Below are 17,835 nucleotides of genomic sequence, written 5' to 3'. Positions count from 1 at the left end.
CGCCCATGCCCGGGTAGACCGAGGACATCGGCGCCGCGATCATGCCGGCCAGCGCGGCCAGCGCCACGCCGGCCGCGAACACGATGCGGTAGAGCCGGCGGATGTCGATGCCCAGGCCGCGCACCATGTCGCGGTTGCTGGCGCCGGCGCGGATCATCATGCCCAGCCGCGTGCGGTTGACCACGAAATAGAGGCCCACCGCCAGCAGCACGCAGGCCGCCGATGCGAAGAGCCGGTACCACGGATAGCTCATGAGGTCACCGAGCGCGAAGCTGCCGTCGAGCCAGGGCGGCGCCTTGACGCCGTGCACGTCGTTTCCGATCAAGAGCGAGCGCAGTTCCTCGAACACCAGGATCAGGCCGTAGGTCATCAGCACCTGCTGCAGGTGGTCGCGCTGGTAGAGGTAGCTGAAGAAGGCCCATTCGAGCACGTAGCCGAAAACCGCGGCCAGCACCACGCCGGCCGCCAGCATCACGATGAACTGGTCGCCGAACAGCGGCGACAGCGCGAAGGCCATGTAGGCGCCCAGCATGTAGAAGCTGCCGTGCGCCAGGTTGATCACCCCCATGATGCCGAAGATCAGCGTCAGTCCGGAGGCGACCAGGAACAGCAGCAGCCCGTACTGCACGGAGTTCAGGCACTGAACGAGAAAGGTACCGAAGTCCATGCAGTGTCTTCGCTCTCAATTACATCTTGCAGCCGCGCGCCGGATCGGCGAGGCCCTTGACGGCGATGTTCACCATCTTGTTCTCGTTGCCCTCGACCTTGCGCAGGTAGAAGTCCTGCACCGGGTTGTGCGCCTTGCTGATCGTGAAGGCGCCGCGCGGGCTGTCGATCTTGGCTTTCTCGATGGCACCTGCGAACTCGGCCTTCTTGCTGATGTCGCCCTTGACGGCGGCGAGGCCGATGGCCAGCATCTGCGCCGCGTCGTAGCCCTGCACCGCATACACATCGGGCTGCAGCTTGAAGGACTTGGCGTAGGCGGTGCGGAAGGCGGTGTCGCGCGGCGTGTTCAGGCCGTCGGCGTAGTGCAGCGTGGTCAGCATGCCCTGGGCGGCCTCGCCCTGCGCTTCGAGCGTGCCGTCGGTCAGGAAGCCGGGGCCGACCAGGGGGATGGTCTTGTGGAGGCCGGCCGCGGCGTAGTCCTTGACGAACTTGACCGCACCGCCGCCAGCGAAGAAGGAATACACCACGTCGGGCTTGGCCGCCGCGATCTCGGTCAGCAGGGCCTGGAACTCGACGTTCGGGAACGGCACGGTGAGCTGCTTCTCCACCTTGCCGCCGGCCTTCTCGAAACCTTCCTTGAAGCCGGCTACCGACTCGTCGCCAGCCGCGTACTTCCAGGTGATCGTGATGGCCTTCTTCTTGCCCTGCTTGCCCGCGACCTCGCCCATGGCGTAGGCCGGCTGCCAGTTCGAAAACGAGCTGCGGAAGATGTTCTGCGCGCACATCGGGCCGGTCACGGCGTCGGCGCCGGCATTCGGCACGATCAGCACGGTGCCGCTTTCCTTGGCCGCCTTGGCCATCGCCATCGCCACGCCCGAGTGGACCGTGCCGATGATGACGTCGACGTTGTCGCGTTTGATCAGCTTGTTGACGTTGTCGGTTGCCTTGGCCGGGTCCGACTCGTCGTCGACCTTGACGAACTCGATGTCGCGGCCGCCGAGCTTGCCGCCCTGCTCCTCGATGCGCAGCTTGAAACCATTCTCGATGGCGACGCCGAGCGCGGCATAGGTACCGCTGTACGGCAGCATCAGGCCCACCTTCAGCTTGCCCTGCTGGGCATGGCCCAGGGTGGCGATACACGCCAACGCCAGGGCTGTCAGGGTGGTGCATGCGATGCGGTGGCTCATGGGAAGGTCTCCTTCGGTTGATTGAAATTACTTTACAGGTAAACTATTCATGACTCAAGTAAGAGTTTCCCCCAGGGCCGCCGGTTGCGGCAGGTCAAGAGGAGTTTTCTGACTTGATAAATGAAACGGTCGCCACTATCGCCGTTTCGGGCTGATCGCGATGCGGGGAATGCCCGCAGTCTGGAATTTCCAACAGCCGGGTCTGCGGCACGCGCTCGGCGATCCCGCGAATCTGCCGGAGTGTGCCGTACTCGTCGTCGACGCCCTGGATCGCGAGCACCGGGCAGCGGATGCCGTCGAGTTCGGGCTCGATGTTCCATTGCTGGAAGGGCGGATGCAGCCAGATCCGGTTCCAGCCCCAGAAGGCCGAGTCGACGTCCTCGTGGTAGCGGCCGAGCTTCTGGCGCAGGTCGGTCTCCAGGTAGGCCTGGCGCGCCAACTCGATGTTGGCGACCGTCACTTCCTCAACCAGGATGTGCGGCGCCATCACCACCAGTCCGGCCACGCGGTGGGGAAACTCGGCCGCGTACAGCAGGGAGATCGAGCCGCCGTCGCTGTGGCCCAGCAGCCAGGGCCTTTCCTCGATGCCCAGCGCCTCGAAGAAGGCCGGCAGCACCTCGTGCGCCTGGCGGTGCATGAAGTCGACGTCCCAGGTCTCCTCGGCGTCGCGCGGCGTCGAGCGGCCATAGCCGGGACGCGAGAACACCAGCCCGCGGAAGCCGCCGGCCTCGCACAGGCGCTCGGGGAAGTCCTTCCACATCGAGATCGAGCCGAGGCCTTCGTGCAGGAAGACGACCAGCGGGGCGTCGGTGCGCTCGGGGGCGATCAGCGCGTACTCGACGCGCACCTCTTTGCCCCGCCATTGGATGGCGGCGAATGCGGAGGGCGCGGTCACGCCTTCTGCTCCCGCTCACGCAGCCTGAAGCGCTGGATCTTGCCTGTGGCGGTCTTTGGCAGTTCATCGACGAATTCGATGAAGCGCGGGTACTTGTAAGGCGCCAGGCGCTCCTTGACGAAGGCCTTGAGCTCCTCGTCGGTGGTCGAGCGGCCTTCCTTCAGCACCACGTACGCCTTGGTCTTGGTCAGCCCGTCGGCGTCTTCTTTGCCGATCACCGCCGCCTCGAGCACGGCCGGGTGCTGCATCAGCGTGGCCTCGACCTCGAAGGGCGAGACGTAGATGCCGCTGACCTTGAGCATGTCGTCGCTACGCCCGGCATAGGTGTAGTAGCCGTCGGCGTCGCGCGAGTACTTGTCGCCGCTCTTGGTCCAGCCGTCGCGAAAGGTCTCGGCGCTTTTCTCGGGGTTGCCCCAGTACATCAGCGCGCTGCTCGGGCCCTTGATATAGAGGTCGCCGACCTCGCCGACCGCGACCGGCTGGCCGTCCTCGCCGCGCAGCTCGATCTCGTAGCCCTCGACCGGCTTGCCGGTGGTGCCGTAGCGAATGTCGCCGGGCCGGTTCGAGAGAAAGATGTGCAGCATCTCGGTCGAGCCGATGCCGTCGACGATCTCGCAGCCGAAGTGGGCCTTGAAGCGCTGCGCGATCTCGCCCGGCAGCGCCTCGCCGGCCGAGGAGCACATGCGCAGCGCGACCGCTTCGCGCGCCGGTAGCCTGGGCGAGGCCAGCATGCCGGCGAAGCCGGTCGGCGCGCCGAAGAACACGGTCGGCTTCTGGCCCGTCTGGCCGGTCCAGCGCTTGAAGGTGGCGTCGGGAGTCGGCCGCTCGGCCATCAGCAGCACGGTGGCGCCGACCGACAGCGGGAAGGTCAGCGCGTTGCCGAGGCCGTAGGCGAAGTACATCTTGGCGGCCGAGAAGCAGACGTCGTCCTCGGTCAGCCCCAGCACCGGCTTGCCATAGAGCTCGGCGGTCCACCACGGGTTGGCGTGGGTGTGGACCGTGCCCTTGGGCTTGCCGGTGGAGCCCGAGGAGTAGAGCCAGAAGGCATGGTCCTGCGGCGTCGTGGCGGCGGGAGCGGCAAGCGGCTCGCTGGCGGCGACGGCTGAGTCGAAGTTCTGCGCGCCATCGGGCAGCGCGCCCGTGGGCTGTGAGACGAACAGCGCGCGCACCGGGTTCGGTCCCTTTGCCATCGCCTCCTGTAGCACCGGCAGCAGTGCACCCGACACCAGCGCCGCGGTGGCGCCGCTGTGGGCGAGCATGTAGGCGTAGTCGTCGGCCGTGAGCAGCGTGTTGACTGCCACCGGCACGATGCCGGCGTAGAGGCTGCCGAGGAAGGCGACCGGCCAGTCGCTGCCGTCGAGCATCAGCAGCAGCACACGGTCCTCGCGTCGCACGCCGCTGGCGAGCAGGGCGGCGGCGAGCCGGCGGGCGCGGTCTTCGAGCTGGCCGTAGCCGAGCGCGCCGCGATCATCGATGTAGGCCGCTTTGGTGGGGCGGCCGCGGTTCAGCGCGAACAGGTGCTCGGCGAAGTTGAAGGTGTCGGGCAGGTTCATCGTGCGTCTCCTCGGATCGTCTTGTCTTGCGGCCGGGCTACTGGAGGCCGAGCTGCGCCAGCACCGCGGGGCTGGCCTGCACCGAGCTCCTGCAGTGGTAGAAGTCCAGCGCCCGCAGGCCGCCGAGCTCGGCACCGCCGCCCGCGCGGCCCGGGCCGCCGTGCATCGACATCGGCATCACATTGCCATGGCCGGTCTGCGCCTGGGCCACCTCGGGCGAGATCACGTGCACCCGGCCGTGGCTGGCGGCGAGCTGCACCGCGGCCTGGCCGAGCGCCGCATCGTTGGCGCCATAGAGGGAGGTCACCAGCGAGCCCTGGCCGCGATGGGCGAGCGCCACCGCTTGATCGAGATCGCGGTACGGCAGCAGCGTGGCAACCGGGCCGAAGACCTCGATGTCATGCACGCGATCGGCCGCATCGGCATCGCGCGCACCCAGCAGGACCGGACCGATGCAGGCGGCGATCGCTGGATCGGCGTCGACCAGTGCCTTGGCGCTACCGTCGTGCAGCACATCGGCCTGCGCCTTGAGCGTCTCCAGCCCCTCGCGCACCGCGACCAGCTGGGCGCGACTCACCAGCGATCCCATGCGCACACTCTCGTTGCGCGGATTGCCGACCGTCACGCCGGCGAGCTTCGCGCCGATGGCTTCCGCCGCGGCGTCGTAGAGCGCCGCGGGCACCAGGATGCGCCGGATCGCGGTGCATTTCTGGCCCGATTTCACGGTCATCTCGCGCACCACCTCGCGCACCAGCAGGTTGAATGCCTCGCTGCCGGGCGTGGCGTCGGGCAGCAGCAGGGCCGAATTCAGGCTGTCGGCCTCGATGTTGACGCGCGCCGAGCGGTGCGCCACCGCCGGGTGCGAGCGGATCACCGCGCCGGTCTCGGCCGAGCCGGTGAACGACACCACGTCGAAAGGCTCGAGCTGGTCCATGAGCCCGGTCGAGCTGCCGCAGATCACCGACAGGGCGCCGGCCGGCAGCACGCCGGCCTCGACCACGTCGCGCACCATGCGCTGCGTGAGCCAGGCGGTGGACGTCGCGGGCTTGACGATCACCGGCACGCCCGAGAGCAGCGCTGGCGCGGCCTTCTCCCAGAGGCCCCAGGACGGGAAGTTGAAGGCGTTGATGAACAGCGCCACGCCGCGCGTCGGCACCTGCAGGTGCTGCGACATGAACACCGGCTCCTTGCCGAGCTTGGCTGCCTCGCCGTCGCGAAGCGCGCGGACGTCGCCGAGCGCATCGCCCCACTTGGCGTACTGCCCCAGCGTGAAGATCGCGCCGTCGATGTCGACTGCCGAATCGTTCTTCACGGTGCCCGAGTTGGCGGTGGCGATCTCGTAGTAGGTGTCGCGGTTGGCCTGCAGCACCTTCACGATCGCGGCCAGCAGGCCTGCGCGTTCGCGGTAGGTCAGGGCGCGCAGCGCGGCGCCGCCGGTTTCACGTGCAAAGCGGAAGGCGCCCGGCAGGTCGAGCCCGGTGGCGTCGACCCGCGCCAGTTCGGTGCCGAGCACCGGGTCGAAGAGCGCCGTGCCGGCGCCGCTGCCGGCCTGCCAGCGGCCGGCGATGTAGTTGGAAAGGAGTTCGGTCATTTGGTGAACTGGATTTGCCCTTCGGGCAGCAGATAGAGAACCAAGGCGCGGCCTTGCGCGACGGTGGGGTGATGGGCGCTCCCGGGCGGATAGACGCACCAGCCGGCCGGCCGGCCGTCGAAGGTCGCGTCGCCCTCCAGCGGCATGATCAAATCGATCTCGCCATTCGGATGAGTGTGGTGCGGGCCGGCGATGTCGCGCATGTCGACCACGTCGACCGAAAATCGGCTCAGCGCGTCCTCGGCCTTGAAGACCCGGCCGTAGCGGATGCCGCCGCCTACGCGGTCGCAGAGCCAGCCTTCGGCGACGCCGTCGATGCAGGCCTGCTTGAGCTTCTCGAAGCTCGGGCTGCCGGCGCCGTGCTGGCTGTTGAGCCAGCGGTCGAGATCCTGGTCGAGCGGCCGGCCGGCGATCTGGCCCGCGAACTCGGCGACAAGTTGGTGGAAGCTGTCTTTGGACATGGAAGTGCTCATGCGTGGGAGTTGAACTTGCGGCAATCGTCTGCGTGCAGTATCTTGCCTATGCATGAACCATAAGCACCGACCACAAAGGTGTCAAGCAATATAATGCATGTACAGGTGTTAACCCTTAGCCGAACTGCCGGCCGAGCGAAAGCGACTCATGAACCAGCGAGCTGAAGAGGCGGTGCTGTCCGCATCTCCCGAAGTCCCCGCGCCGGCCGAAGAGGCCAAGAACCCGTTGCTGGCGGCGCTCGGCGAGCGCGTGCGCAACCTGCGCGCCCGTCGCGGTCTCACGCGCAAGGCGGTGGCGCTGGCGGCCGACGTGTCGGAGCGGCACCTGGCCAACCTCGAATACGGGATCGGCAATGCCTCGATCCTGGTGTTGCAGCAGGTGGCGAGCGCGCTCCAGTGCTCGCTGGCCGAGCTGGTCGGCGACGTCACGACCATTTCGCCCGAGTGGCTGTTGATCCGCGAATTGCTCGAGAACCGCAGCGAAGCAGACCTGCGCCGCGCCCGCATCGCCCTGGGCGAGTTGCTCGGCACCGCCGCCGGCGACCCGGCGCGGCACCGGCGGATCGCGCTGATCGGACTGCGCGGCGCCGGCAAGTCCACCCTCGGCCAGATGCTGGCCGACGACCTGGAAATGCCTTTCATCGAGCTGAGCCGCGAGATCGAGAAGATCGCCGGCTGCAGCGTGCGCGAGATCCACGACCTCTACGGCACCAATGCCTACCGCCGCTACGAGCGCCGAGCGCTCGAGGAGACCGTGCAGATCTATGGCGAGGTGGTGATCGCCACGCCGGGCGGCATCGTCTCCGATCCGGCCACCTTCAACCAACTGCTGGCGCATTGCACCACGGTCTGGCTGCAGGCTGCGCCCGAAGAACACATGGGCCGAGTCGCCGCCCAGGGCGACACGCGCCCGATGGCAGCCAGCAAGGAAGCCATGGACGACCTGCGGCGCATCCTCAGCGGGCGGGCCGCGTTCTATTCGAAGGCCGACCTCAGCGTCGACACCGGTGGGCAGGATCTCGCGCACAGCTTCGCTAGGCTGCGAACCGCAGTCCGCGAAGCCATGAGCCACTCCTGAGCGGGCAGACGCTGTAAAAAAGTCATTCGAGGGTTGACGCGCGCCAGAACATGCAGCATGATGCATGTTCTGGCGATCGATAAATGCACTATTGTTCCTAGCCAGCCCCCCAGACACCCCAGGAGACCCGCATGACCGACAGCACCCAAGCCCTTCGCGTGGATTACCGCACCGACCCCACGCAATACCGCCACTGGACACTCAGCGTGGAGGGCTCGGTGGCCCGCCTGTCGCTCGACATCGCGGAAGACGGCGGCATCCGCCCCGGCTACAAGCTCAAGCTCAACAGCTACGACCTGGGTGTCGACATCGAACTCAACGACGCCTTGAACCGCGTGCGCTTCGAGCACCCCGAAGTCCGCTCGGTGATCGTGACCAGCGGCAAGGACCGGATCTTCTGCTCGGGCGCCAACATCTTCATGCTCGGCGTCTCGAGCCACGCCTGGAAAGTCAACTTCTGCAAGTTCACCAACGAGACCCGCAACGGCATCGAGGACACCTCGAAGCACTCGGGCCTCAAGTTCATCGCGGCCGTCAACGGCGCCTGCGCCGGCGGCGGCTACGAGCTGGCGCTGGCCTGCGACGAGATCATCCTGGTCGACGACCGCTCATCCTCGGTTTCGCTGCCCGAAGTGCCCCTGCTCGGCGTGCTGCCCGGCACCGGCGGCCTGACCCGCGTGACCGACAAGCGCCGCGTGCGCCATGACCTGGCCGACATCTTCTGCACCAGCGTCGAAGGCGTGCGCGGACAGCGCGCGGTCGACTGGCGGCTGGTCGACGCGATCGCCAAGCCGGCCCAGTTCGGCGCCGTGGTGCAGGAGCGCGCCGCCAAGCTGGCCGAAGGCAGCGACCGCCCGGCCGGCGGCAAGGGCGTGAGCCTGACGCGCCTCGAGCGCGAAGACGGCGCCGACAGCCTGCGCTACGAGCACGTCACGGTCGAGATCGACCGCGCGCGCCGCACCGCCACCCTGACCGTGAAGGCGCCCACCGGCGCACAGCCCGCCGACATCGCCGCGATCGAGGCCGCCGGCGTCGCCTGGTGGCCGCTTGCGATGGTGCGCCAGCTCGACGACGCGATCCTCAACCTGCGCACCAACGAGCTCGACATTGGCACCTGGCTGCTCAAGACCGAGGGCGACGCCCAGGCCGTGCTGGCGAGCGACGCCACGCTGGTCGCCAACAAGGACCACTGGCTGGTGCGCGAGACCATCGGCGCGCTGCGCCGCACGCTGGCCCGGCTCGACGTCTCGTCGCGCAGCCTGTTCGCGCTGGTCGAAGAGGGCTCCTGCTTCGCCGGCACCCTGGCCGAGCTGGCCTTCGCGGCCGACCGCGCCTACATGCTGGCGCTGCCCGACGCCCCCGAGAAGGCACCCAAGCTGACGTTGAACGAACTCAACTTCGGATTCTTCCCGATGGTCAACGACCAGAGCCGCCTGCAGCGCCGCTTCTATGAAGAGACGGCGCCGTTGGAAGCCGCACGTGGCGCCGCCGGCCAGGCACTCGATGCCGACGAAGCGCTGAAGCTCGGCCTGGTCACGGCCGCACCCGACGACATCGACTGGGGCGACGAGATCCGCATGGCGATCGAGGAACGTGCCGCGATGTCACCCGACGCGCTGACCGGCCTCGAGGCCAACCTGCGCTTCGCCAGCAAGGAAAACATGAACACCCGCATCTTCGGCCGGCTCACCGCCTGGCAGAACTGGATCTTCAATCGCCCCAACGCGGTCGGCGCCAAGGGTGCACTGAAGGTCTACGGCACCGGCGAGAAGGCCGGCTTCGATTTGAACCGCGTCTGATCCACCCCGCCCGCAACGAACCCGAGGAAAATGACATGAACACGATCAACTACAGCGAGAAGATCCCGAACAACGTCAACCTGAGCGAAGACCGCACCCTGCAGCGCGCGCTCGAAGGCTGGCAGCCGAACTTCATCAATTGGTGGGACGACGTGGGCCCCGAAGGCTCGACCAACTTCGACGTCTACCTGCGCACCGCCGTCAGCGTCGATCCCAACGGCTGGGCCCAGTTCGGCCACGTGAAGATGCGCGACTACCGCTGGGGCATCTTCCTGAACCCGGGCGATGCGGAGCGCAAGATCCACTTCGGCGACTCCCTGGGCGACAAGGCCTGGCAGGACGTGCCCGGCGAGCACCGCGCGAACCTGCGCCGCATCATCGTCACGCAGGGCGACACCGAGCCCGCCTCGGTAGAGCAGCAGCGCCACCTCGGCCTGACCTGCCCGAGCCAGTACGACCTGCGCAACCTGTTCCAAGTCAACGTCGAGGAAGGCCGCCACCTGTGGGCCATGGTCTACCTGCTGCACAAGTACTTCGGCCGCGATGGCCGCGAAGAAGCCGAAGCCCTGCTGCAGCGCCAGTCCGGCGACCAGGACAACCCGCGCATCCTCGGCGCCTTCAACGAGAAGACGCCCGACTGGCTGGCCTTCTTCATGTTCACCTACTTCACCGACCGCGACGGCAAGTTCCAGCTGTCGGCCCTGGCCGAGAGCGCCTTCGACCCGCTGGCGCGCACCACCAAGTTCATGCTGACCGAAGAAGCGCACCACATGTTCGTCGGCGAGAGCGGCGTGTCGCGCGTGCTGCAGCGCACAGCGCAGGTCATGAACGATCTCAAGACGGATGATCCGCAAAAGGTTCGCGCGGCCGGCGCCATCGACCTCGGCACGATCCAGCGCTACCTGAACTTCCATTACAGCGTGACCATCGACCTGTTCGGCGCCGACCAGTCGAGCAACGCCGCCATCTTCTACAGCTCGGGCCTGAAGGGCCGCTACGAGGAAGGCAAGCGCACCGACGACCACGTGCTCAAGGGCCAGACCTACAAGGTGCTCGAAGTGGTTAACGGCCAGTTGGTCGAGAAGGACGTGCCGATGCTCAACGCCCTCAACGAAGTGCTGCGCGACGACTTCATCAAGGACTCGGTGGCCGGCGTGCAGCGCTGGAACAAGGTGCTCGAGAAGGCTGGCATCCCGACCCGCCTCACCGTGCCGCACAAGGCCTTCAATCGCCAGATCGGCGCCCTGGCCGGCATCAAGGTGTCGCCGGAAGGCCGTGTCGTGAGCGAGGCCGAATGGGCCGCGAAGAAGAGCGAATGGCTGCCGACGCCCGAAGATTTCGCTTTCGTGGCATCGTTGATGGGCCGCGTGGTCGACCCGGGCAAGTTTGCCGGCTGGATCGCGCCGCCGGTGATGGGCATCAACCGCCAGCCGGTCGATTTCGAATACGTCCGCTTCGGTTGACCATCCAAGGGGCCGCGGCGCCGTCGATGGCGGCCGCGGCGACATAAAAGGAGACTCACGATGGACATGGCTGTCGACGTTTCGGTCATCAGGCAGCACCTGATCGACCCCGAGATCTGCATTCGCTGCAATACCTGCGAAGCCATCTGCCCGGTCAATGCGATCACGCATGACGACCGCAACTACGTCGTTCGCGCCGATGTCTGCAACGGCTGCATGGCCTGCATCTCGCCGTGCCCGACCGGATCGATCGACAACTGGCGCACCATGCCGCTGGCGCGCGCCTACTCGATCGAGGAGCAATTCACCTGGGACGAACTGCCGGCCGAACTCACGCCCGAGCAACTCGAGGCCGAGGGCGTCGGCGCGCCGCAAGAGGCGCTGCTCCAGGTGCCGGCGGCGCCACCGCAGCCACCGGCCGCACCCGGCGAAGCAGTCTTCAATTCGGCCCAGTACGGCGCCACCGTGCCGCCCTGGTCGGCGGCCCACGCTTACACCAACCTGCATCCGCCGAAGAACCCGACCACCGCCACCGTGGTCGGCAACTTCAACTGCACCGAGGCCGGCTACGAGAACCAGACCCACCACATCGTGCTGGACTTCGGCGCCATGCCCTTCCCGGTGCTCGAGGGCCAGTCGATTGGCATCATCCCGCCTGGCACCGATGCCAACGGCAAGGCGCACTTCGCGCGCCAGTATTCGATCGCCAGCCCGCGCAACGGCGAGCGCCCCGGCTACAACAACATCTCGCTGACCGTGAAGCGCGTGCTCGAGGACCACCAGGGCAGGCCGGTGCGCGGCGTGGCCAGCAACTACGTCTGCGACCTAAAGGTCGGCGACAAGGTGCAGGTGATCGGGCCCTTCGGGTCGTCGTTCCTGATGCCGAACCATCCGAAGTCGCACATCGTGATGATCTGCACCGGCACCGGCAGCGCGCCGATGCGCGCGATGACCGAATGGCGCCGGCGCCTGCGCAAGAGCGGCAAGTTCGAGAGCGGCAAGCTGATGCTGTTCTTCGGCGCCCGCACCCAGCAGGAGCTGCCCTACTTCGGTCCGCTTCAGACCCTGCCGAAGGATTTCATCGACATCAACTTCGCCTTCTCGCGCACGCCGGGCACCCCCAAGCGCTACGTGCAGGACCTGATGCGCGAACGCGCCGCCGACCTGGCCGAGTTGCTGAAGGACGGGCAGACGCACTTCTACGTGTGCGGCCTGAAAAGCATGGAAGAGGGCGTGGTGCTGGCGCTGCGCGACGTCGCGACCGAGGCCGGGCTCGACTGGGATTCGGTTGGTGCGGGCCTCAAGCGGGAAGGGCGCCTGCACCTCGAAACCTACTGATGAAATTCACAGACTTCCACGAGGGCCTGGCCATCGAGGCCGGCCCCTACCTCGTGACCGAGGCGGAAGTCCTGCAGTTCGCGCGGGCCTACGACCCGCAGTGGTTCCACACCGATGCCGAGGCCGCCGCCGGAGGCCCGTTCGGCGGCCTGATTGCGAGCGGCTGGCACACTAGCGCGATCGCGATGCGGCTGGTCACCGATGCGGCGCTGGCCGGCTCCGAGTCCTTCGCTTCGCCGGGCCTCGCCTTCCTCAAGTGGCCGAACCCGGTGCGCCCCGGCGACAGCCTGCGGCTGGTGGCCGATGTCATCGAGGCGCGGCGTTCGGAGAAGAGGCCGCACCTCGGAATCCTGCGCTGGCGCTGGCGGCTCTTCAACCAGCGCGAGCTGCCGGTGCTCGACCTCGAGGCGACCAGCCTTTTCAGGCTCGCGGCCTGAGGACCGAAGCAGCGCCGTTGCCGGTTCAGTCCGCCACGGCCGGCGCCGGCCGCCAGTCTTCCTTGGCCACCAGCACCGGCGTGGCCGGCTGCAGCATGAAGTTCGGCGACATGATCTGCACGCCGTATTCGTTGAAGACGTCCTGGATGTGGCCGTGCAGGACGTTCAGCACGTCGTACTTGGGCGCACCCGCAAGCATGAAGACATTCAGCTCGTATTCGACATAGAAATCCTGCAGCCTCACCTGCCGCACCGTGGGCGGTGGTTCGGCCAGCAGGTCGCGGGTGCGGCCGGCGGCCATCATTAGCATGGCGTGCACCTGGCGCCAGGCGCTGTCGTAGCCGATCGTCACCGAGGTCGACAACGCGATGCCGCCGCCGTTGGTTTTGGTGGTGTCGCTCGAATTGAGGATCCGCGTTCCGACCACCACAGAGTTGGGCAGCGTGACCTCCTGGTCGAGGCGGTTGCGCAACTTGGTCGACAGCGTGCCGAGCTCGACCACATAGCCTTCGGACTCGCCGATCTGCACGTAGTCGCCGGGCCGCAGCGCACGCGAATAGATCAGCACGAAGCCCGACATGATCTGCGACACGACGCCGGACGACCCGAGCGTCACCAGCACGCCGAAGAACACGCTGAGCCCCTTGAACGCATTGGAGTCGGAGCCGGGGATGAAGGGGTAGGCCACCACCGCCGCGAACAGCCACACCAGCACCACCGTCAACCGGCGCGTGGCGCCGATGGTGTCGCTCTGCAGCGCCGACACCTTCACGCCGCTGGCGTGCGCGGCGTTGAAAAGCGCATGCAGGCCGCGGACTCCCAGGTGCGCCAGCAGGAAGATCACGGCGACCATCCCAAGGTCGGGTAGCGCGTGCAGCACCGCGACCGCGACCTGCGAGGCCACGGTGATCAGCGTAGTGTCGAGTGTCTGGCCCCAGGGGTAGGTGTAGGGGAAGCGGGTCAGCACATAGGCCAGCCAGACATACGCCGCCACCAGCATCAACGCTATCTTGAACCACTGGATCGCATAGCCCAGGACCGAGACCGCGATGCGGCGGGCGTCGAACAGCGGCCGGGATGCCGAGCGCTCGCGCAGCCCCCGCGTGCGGGCCTCGATGGCGCGGGCCAGATGCTGTAGCCCGATCAGCACGGCGAAGAGCGCCAGCGTGGCGAGCGCAACCCAGCTGAGAGAGGCCGCGAACTGGCGCCCGCTGCTTTGCGCCTGGCGCGCCAGCAGTGCAAGGTGCAGCCGCGAGGCTGCCTGCGCAGCCACCTGCGGCAGTGGCGGATCGCCGGGCTCCAGGTCGCTGGCGAAGACTGCGAACAGCGTACCGCCGTCGAGCATCACCGCGTAGCCTGGCACGCCTTCGTGGTCGAAGCCCGCGACCTCGACCGGGGCGCCGAGGCTGGTCAGTGGAATGTCGCCGATGCGTTCGGCCGCCCGGTTGGCGCGCTGCTGCGGCGAGAGGCCGAACATCGGCACCCGGAAGACGAAGACCGTGCGGTTCCAGACCTTCAGCGTGGCGCCGGTGGAGGCGGCCTCCTCGGCGCCGGCGCCCCCGCCGACCGCGTACAGCAGCAAGGCCAGCAGCCAGGTCCCCCGGCGCAAGGCCGTCCCGAGAACCACGAAGAGTCTGACTAATCGAAAGAGCACCATCCGGGCTGCCGCATCAGGTGCCAGCGGCCGGCCGCGCTGCACACCGGTGTGCGTCCAGAGGGAGGGGCGCCAGCGCCCGTGCAAGCTTCCGACAGTCGTCCATGAGTGTTCCTTTCAGGTGCGGCCGCCGGAAAGTACACCACGATCGGCGGGCGCAGACAAGGCGCGCGGCCTCAGCCCGGCAGGCGGCACGGCAGCACCGTGCCACGGCTTTCGCCGAAGCCGATCCGCGCCGCGCCCGGCTTCTCGCACCAGCCGCGCAGCATCACGGCGTCGCCGTCCTGCAGGAAGCCGCGCGGGTCGCCGTTCGCGAGCGTGATCGGCGCCTGGCCGCCGCGGGTCAGCTCGATCATGGCGCCGGCTTCGCCCGGACCCGGACCGGAGATGGTGCCGCTGCCGAACAGGTCGCCCGGGTTCAGCCTGCAGCCGCCGACAGTGTGGTGCGTGACCATCTGGGCRATGCTCCAGTACTGGTGGCGGAAGCTGGTCCCCGACAGGCGGGTCGGGCCCGTGCCCTCGGCGCGGTCGCGCTGGCTCTCGAGCCAGACCTCGAGCCGGATATCGATCGCGCCGCCCTCCCGGTTGGCCCGGCCTTCGAGGTAGGGCAGCGGCTGCGGATGATCGGCCGGCCGCATCCATGCCGTGCGGTACGGCGCCAGCGCGTCCATCGTGACGATCCAGGGCGACACCGTGGTGGCGAAGTTCTTCGCCAGGAACGGGCCCAGCGGCGCCATCTCCCAGAACTGGATGTCGCGCGCCGACCAGTCGTTGAGCAGGCAGATGCCGAAGACATGCTCTTCGGCGCGCTCGAGCGGAATCGCTTCGCCCGCCGCATTGCCCTGGCCGATGTAGATGCCGAGCTCGAGCTCGTAGTCGAGCCGCGCGCAGGGCCCGTAGATTGGCGCCTTGGCGCCCGGGGCCATCGTCTGTCCCATCGGCCGATGGAACTGCTGGCCGCTGACGCCGAGGGTCGACACGCGCCCGTGGTAGGCGATCGGGATCCACTGGAAGTTCGGCGTGATCGGATCGTCGGGCTTGAACAGGCGGCCGATGTTCAGCGCGTGGTCGATCGAGGTGTAGAAGTCGGTGTAGTCGCCGATGCGCGCGGGCAGCGCGAACTCGATTGCCGACGGGGGCCGCAGGCAGCCGCGCATCGCATCGACCGTGGCGGCGGCAGCGCCTTCCTTCAACGCTGCGAACAGCGCATGCCGCAGCGTGCGCCAGGCCACGGGGCCGAGGGCGAAGAAGTCGTTGAGCACCGGCTGCGCACAGGCGAGCGCGGCCTGCAGCGCCGGGCCTTCGAGGACTCGCGTGTCGGCCAACGCTGCCAGGTCGACGACCTGGTCGCCGATCGCGACGCCGCCGCGAAAGGCCTCGTCGCTGCCAGCGCCGCGGAACACCGCGAAGGGCAGGTTCTGGATCGGAAAATCGCAGCCCCCGGCCTGGGCCGAGGCGAGCCAGCTGCGGGCGGCGGGGTCGTGCGTGTGATCGAGCGGCATCGCGGTGCTCACGCGCTGGCCATCAGCGCATCGTCGAAGATCGCGACCGCGCGCGTCCAGCCGGCCGAGGCGCCGCGGATCTTGTGCGGGAAGCAGCTGATGAAGAAGCCGTCGGGCGGCAGCACCTCGAGGTTGTGCAGCTTCTCGATGTGGCAGTAGCCGATGTCGCGGCCGGCCTTGTGGCCTTCCCAGATCAGCGAGGCGTCTTGGGTCTCGCCGTACTTCTTCGCGGTGTGCACGAAGGGCGCATCCCAGCTCCAGGCGTCGGTGCCGGTGAGCCGCACGCCGCGCTCCAGCAGGTACATCGTCGCCTCGTAGCCCATGCCGGCACCGGCCGACACGTAGTCGTTGTGGCCGTAGCGCGAGCCGGCGCGGGTGTTGACCACCACGATCTCGAGCGGCTTGAGCGTGTGGCGGATGCGCTTCAGCTCGACCTCGACATCGTCGGCCGTGACCACGTAGCCGTCCTCGAAGTGGCGGAAATCGAGCTTCACGGCAGGCTGGAAGCACCACTCGAGCGGCACGTCGTGGATCGCGATAGCGGGCTTCTTGTCGCCCAGCGCCTTGTCCATCGTCGAGTGGAAGTGATAGGGCGCATCGAGGTGAGTGCCGTTGTGGGTCGACAGCTGCACCAGCTCGACGGCCCAGCCTTCGCCGTCGGGCAGGTCCTCCTTCTTGAGGCCCGGGAAGAAGGGCTCGATCTGCTCGTAGGTCTGTTCGTGCGTGAAGTACTGGATCTTCGGTGCGAAGGCCGGCGGGTCCGACATTACGTCGTTCTCGAGAAAGATCGATAGGTCGACGAATTTGCGGGTCATAGGGGAGCTCCTTTTCAAGCGTGCTGCCAACGCAGCAGTTTCTTTTCCGCGAATGCCAGCAGCGCGTTGCTGGCGAAGCCGATCAGGCCCAGCAGCGCGATGCCGGCGAACAGGTCGCTGGCGCGGAAGGCGCGCGCCGCGAGCAGGATGGCCTGGCCCAGACCGCTCTGCGAGGCGATCATCTCGCCGACCACGGCGACGATCAGCGAGATCGTCATCGACAGGCGCATGCCGGCCAGGATGTCGGGCAGCGCGTTCGGCAGGCCGATCTTGCAGACGAAGGCGGCGCGCGGCAGTTGCAGGCAGCGCGCCACCTCGGCCAGGCGGGGCTCGACGGCCGCGAAGCCGTGCACGGTCGCCAGCAGCACCGGCCACATGGCGCCGAAGGCGACCACGAACAGCACCATCCCGGGGTTCAGGCCGAAGATCGAGATCGCCAGCGGCAGCAGTGCCGAGGCCGGCAGTGGGCGGATGAATTCGAGCGTCGGCTGGACCCAGGCGCGCACCGAGGGCGAGACGCCGATCGCGGCGCCGAGCACGACTCCGAAGATCGACGCCAGCAGCCAGCCTTCGAGCATCCGGCGCACGGTCGCCAGCGTGTAGCCGAGCAGGTCGCCGCGCAGGCCTTCGGCCAGGCTCTCGAGCGTGGCCTCGGGCGTCGGCAGGAACACGCGGCTGATCCAGCCCGCGTTGCTCGCGGTCCACCACAGCGCGACCAGCGCAGTGAGCACGCCGGCCGAGCCGAGCCAGCTTCCCAGGCGGGCGTTCATGACGGCGCTCCCATGCGCCGCGCCACGCGCTGATGCAGCCGGTGCATCGCGGCGTTGATCGCATAGCCGACAATGCCGATCCAGCCCAGCCAGGCCAGCATCAGAGCCGGATCGAAGCTCTGCTGCGCGATCATCATCGCGTAGCCCATGCCGTTGGGATTGGCCGCGATCTCGACCGTGACCGCCACCACCAGCGCCACCGCCACGCCCAGGCGCAGCGCCACGAACAGGCGCGGCATGATCGCCGGCAGCACAATCTTGAAGGCCCGGTCGCGGCGCGACAGGCCCAGCACGCGGCTGACTTCGAGCAGCCGCGAGTCGACCTGCCGTACAGCCGCCTGCACCAGGATCAGGATCGGCCAGAAGGTGGCGAAGGCGACGATCGCGAGCTCCATGCGCACGCCGAAGCCGAACATCAGCATCGCCAGCGGAATCAGCGCCACCGAGGGCACCGGGCGCAGCACCTCGATCGACAGCAGGCCCAGCTCGGCGGCGCGGCGCGACAGGCCCAGCACGATGCCGCCGCCGATGCCGAGCACGGCGCCGAGCAGCAGGCCGAGCGCCGCGGTGCCGAGCGTGAACGCCGTGGCCTGCCACAGCGAGCCGTCGAGCGC

Annotated in this window: 16 protein-coding genes; 5 read left to right on the top strand and 11 right to left on the bottom strand. The window is 67.9% G+C overall.

All coding sequences use genetic code 11. The features are described 5' to 3' along the window. The 6 genes from AC1DY5_RS13780 to AC1DY5_RS13755 all read right to left on the bottom strand — a co-directional run. Window positions 1-667: branched-chain amino acid ABC transporter permease (locus AC1DY5_RS13780; RefSeq protein ID WP_478112084.1), on the bottom strand; the 667-nt coding region annotated here is incomplete at its 3' end. Window positions 668-686: 19 nt separating this feature from the next. Then, the gene (locus AC1DY5_RS13775; protein WP_478112082.1) at window positions 687-1,853 is read right to left on the bottom strand and encodes an ABC transporter substrate-binding protein; all 1,167 of its coding nucleotides are present in this window, start codon (window positions 1,851-1,853) and stop codon (window positions 687-689) included. A 94-nt stretch (window positions 1,854-1,947) separates the two neighbouring features. Then, a complete protein-coding gene (locus AC1DY5_RS13770) occupies window positions 1,948-2,748 on the bottom strand; it encodes an alpha/beta fold hydrolase (RefSeq protein WP_478112081.1) in 801 nt (266 codons plus the stop codon). Further along, window positions 2,745-4,301, bottom strand: coding sequence for a benzoate-CoA ligase family protein (locus AC1DY5_RS13765; protein ID WP_478112079.1), 1,557 nt, complete (start codon window positions 4,299-4,301; stop codon window positions 2,745-2,747). Before AC1DY5_RS13765 ends, AC1DY5_RS13770 begins: the two co-directional genes overlap by 4 nt. 37 nt (window positions 4,302-4,338) lie before the next feature. After that, window positions 4,339-5,892: a 3,4-dehydroadipyl-CoA semialdehyde dehydrogenase gene (locus AC1DY5_RS13760; protein ID WP_478112078.1), complete on the bottom strand. Its 1,554-nt coding sequence runs from the start codon at window positions 5,890-5,892 to the stop codon at window positions 4,339-4,341. Further along, window positions 5,889-6,353, bottom strand: a complete 465-nt coding sequence (locus AC1DY5_RS13755) for a 4-hydroxylaminobenzoate lyase (RefSeq protein WP_478112076.1) — start codon at window positions 6,351-6,353, stop codon at window positions 5,889-5,891. Before AC1DY5_RS13755 ends, AC1DY5_RS13760 begins: the two co-directional genes overlap by 4 nt. 160 nt (window positions 6,354-6,513) lie before the next feature. On the opposite strand from AC1DY5_RS13755, the gene AC1DY5_RS13750 reads away from it, so the two are divergent. The 5 genes from AC1DY5_RS13750 (at window position 6,514) to AC1DY5_RS13730 (ending at window position 12,480) form a co-directional block, all read left to right on the top strand. Next, window positions 6,514-7,443, top strand: coding sequence for a helix-turn-helix transcriptional regulator (locus tag AC1DY5_RS13750; RefSeq protein ID WP_478112074.1), 930 nt, complete (start codon window positions 6,514-6,516; stop codon window positions 7,441-7,443). 131 nt (window positions 7,444-7,574) lie between these two features. Continuing rightward, on the top strand, window positions 7,575-9,242 hold the full coding sequence (boxC, locus tag AC1DY5_RS13745) for a 2,3-epoxybenzoyl-CoA dihydrolase (RefSeq protein WP_478112073.1): 1,668 nt from the start codon (window positions 7,575-7,577) through the stop codon (window positions 9,240-9,242). Window positions 9,243-9,277: 35 nt separating this feature from the next. Next, a complete protein-coding gene (gene boxB, locus AC1DY5_RS13740) occupies window positions 9,278-10,705 on the top strand; it encodes a benzoyl-CoA 2,3-epoxidase subunit BoxB (protein WP_478112071.1) in 1,428 nt (475 codons plus the stop codon). A gap of 60 nt (window positions 10,706-10,765) precedes the next feature. Further along, entirely contained in the window at window positions 10,766-12,043 is a 1,278-nt protein-coding gene (boxA, locus tag AC1DY5_RS13735) for a benzoyl-CoA 2,3-epoxidase subunit BoxA (RefSeq protein ID WP_478112069.1), read from the top strand. Continuing rightward, complete coding sequence (locus tag AC1DY5_RS13730; protein ID WP_478112067.1) at window positions 12,043-12,480, top strand: MaoC family dehydratase; 438 nt, start codon at window positions 12,043-12,045, stop codon at window positions 12,478-12,480. The genes boxA and AC1DY5_RS13730 overlap by 1 nt, the downstream gene beginning before the upstream one ends. A 25-nt stretch (window positions 12,481-12,505) precedes the next feature. Here the strand turns inward: AC1DY5_RS13730 and AC1DY5_RS13725 are convergent, their stop codons facing one another. The 5 genes from AC1DY5_RS13725 to AC1DY5_RS13705 all read right to left on the bottom strand — a co-directional run. Then, window positions 12,506-14,107: a mechanosensitive ion channel domain-containing protein gene (locus AC1DY5_RS13725; RefSeq protein WP_478112065.1), complete on the bottom strand. Its 1,602-nt coding sequence runs from the start codon at window positions 14,105-14,107 to the stop codon at window positions 12,506-12,508. Window positions 14,108-14,310: 203 nt separating this feature from the next. Next, the gene (gene fahA, locus AC1DY5_RS13720; protein WP_478112086.1) at window positions 14,311-15,636 is read right to left on the bottom strand and encodes a fumarylacetoacetase; all 1,326 of its coding nucleotides are present in this window, start codon (window positions 15,634-15,636) and stop codon (window positions 14,311-14,313) included. A gap of 8 nt (window positions 15,637-15,644) precedes the next feature. Beyond that, window positions 15,645-16,451: a cyclase family protein gene (locus tag AC1DY5_RS13715; RefSeq protein ID WP_478112063.1), complete on the bottom strand. Its 807-nt coding sequence runs from the start codon at window positions 16,449-16,451 to the stop codon at window positions 15,645-15,647. Between the two features lie 14 nt (window positions 16,452-16,465). Then, complete coding sequence (locus AC1DY5_RS13710) at window positions 16,466-17,221, bottom strand: ABC transporter permease (RefSeq protein ID WP_478112061.1); 756 nt, start codon at window positions 17,219-17,221, stop codon at window positions 16,466-16,468. Further along, window positions 17,218-17,835: ABC transporter permease (locus AC1DY5_RS13705; RefSeq protein ID WP_478112059.1), on the bottom strand; the 618-nt coding region annotated here is incomplete at its 5' end. The genes AC1DY5_RS13705 and AC1DY5_RS13710, both read right to left, overlap by 4 nt.

This window comes from Variovorax sp. P4_D9, assembly GCF_056401695.1.
This window is presented reverse-complemented; position numbering and strand designations above follow the sequence as displayed.

What these genes read in the sequence shown, in the direction of transcription:
- AC1DY5_RS13765 (WP_478112079.1), bottom strand. Translation starts at nt 4,301, where the DNA reads ATGAACCTGCCCGACACCTTCAACTTCGCCGAGCACCTGTTCGCGCTG.
- AC1DY5_RS13760 (WP_478112078.1), bottom strand. Translation starts at nt 5,892, where the DNA reads ATGACCGAACTCCTTTCCAACTACATCGCCGGCCGCTGGCAGGCCGGC.
- AC1DY5_RS13755 (WP_478112076.1), bottom strand. Translation starts at nt 6,353, where the DNA reads ATGTCCAAAGACAGCTTCCACCAACTTGTCGCCGAGTTCGCGGGCCAG.
- boxA (WP_478112069.1), top strand. Translation starts at nt 10,766, where the DNA reads ATGGACATGGCTGTCGACGTTTCGGTCATCAGGCAGCACCTGATCGAC.
- boxC (WP_478112073.1), top strand. Translation starts at nt 7,575, where the DNA reads ATGACCGACAGCACCCAAGCCCTTCGCGTGGATTACCGCACCGACCCC.
- AC1DY5_RS13710 (WP_478112061.1), bottom strand. Translation starts at nt 17,221, where the DNA reads ATGAACGCCCGCCTGGGAAGCTGGCTCGGCTCGGCCGGCGTGCTCACT.
- AC1DY5_RS13750 (WP_478112074.1), top strand. Translation starts at nt 6,514, where the DNA reads ATGAACCAGCGAGCTGAAGAGGCGGTGCTGTCCGCATCTCCCGAAGTC.
- AC1DY5_RS13715 (WP_478112063.1), bottom strand. Translation starts at nt 16,451, where the DNA reads ATGACCCGCAAATTCGTCGACCTATCGATCTTTCTCGAGAACGACGTA.
- AC1DY5_RS13775 (WP_478112082.1), bottom strand. Translation starts at nt 1,853, where the DNA reads ATGAGCCACCGCATCGCATGCACCACCCTGACAGCCCTGGCGTTGGCG.
- AC1DY5_RS13730 (WP_478112067.1), top strand. Translation starts at nt 12,043, where the DNA reads ATGAAATTCACAGACTTCCACGAGGGCCTGGCCATCGAGGCCGGCCCC.
- boxB (WP_478112071.1), top strand. Translation starts at nt 9,278, where the DNA reads ATGAACACGATCAACTACAGCGAGAAGATCCCGAACAACGTCAACCTG.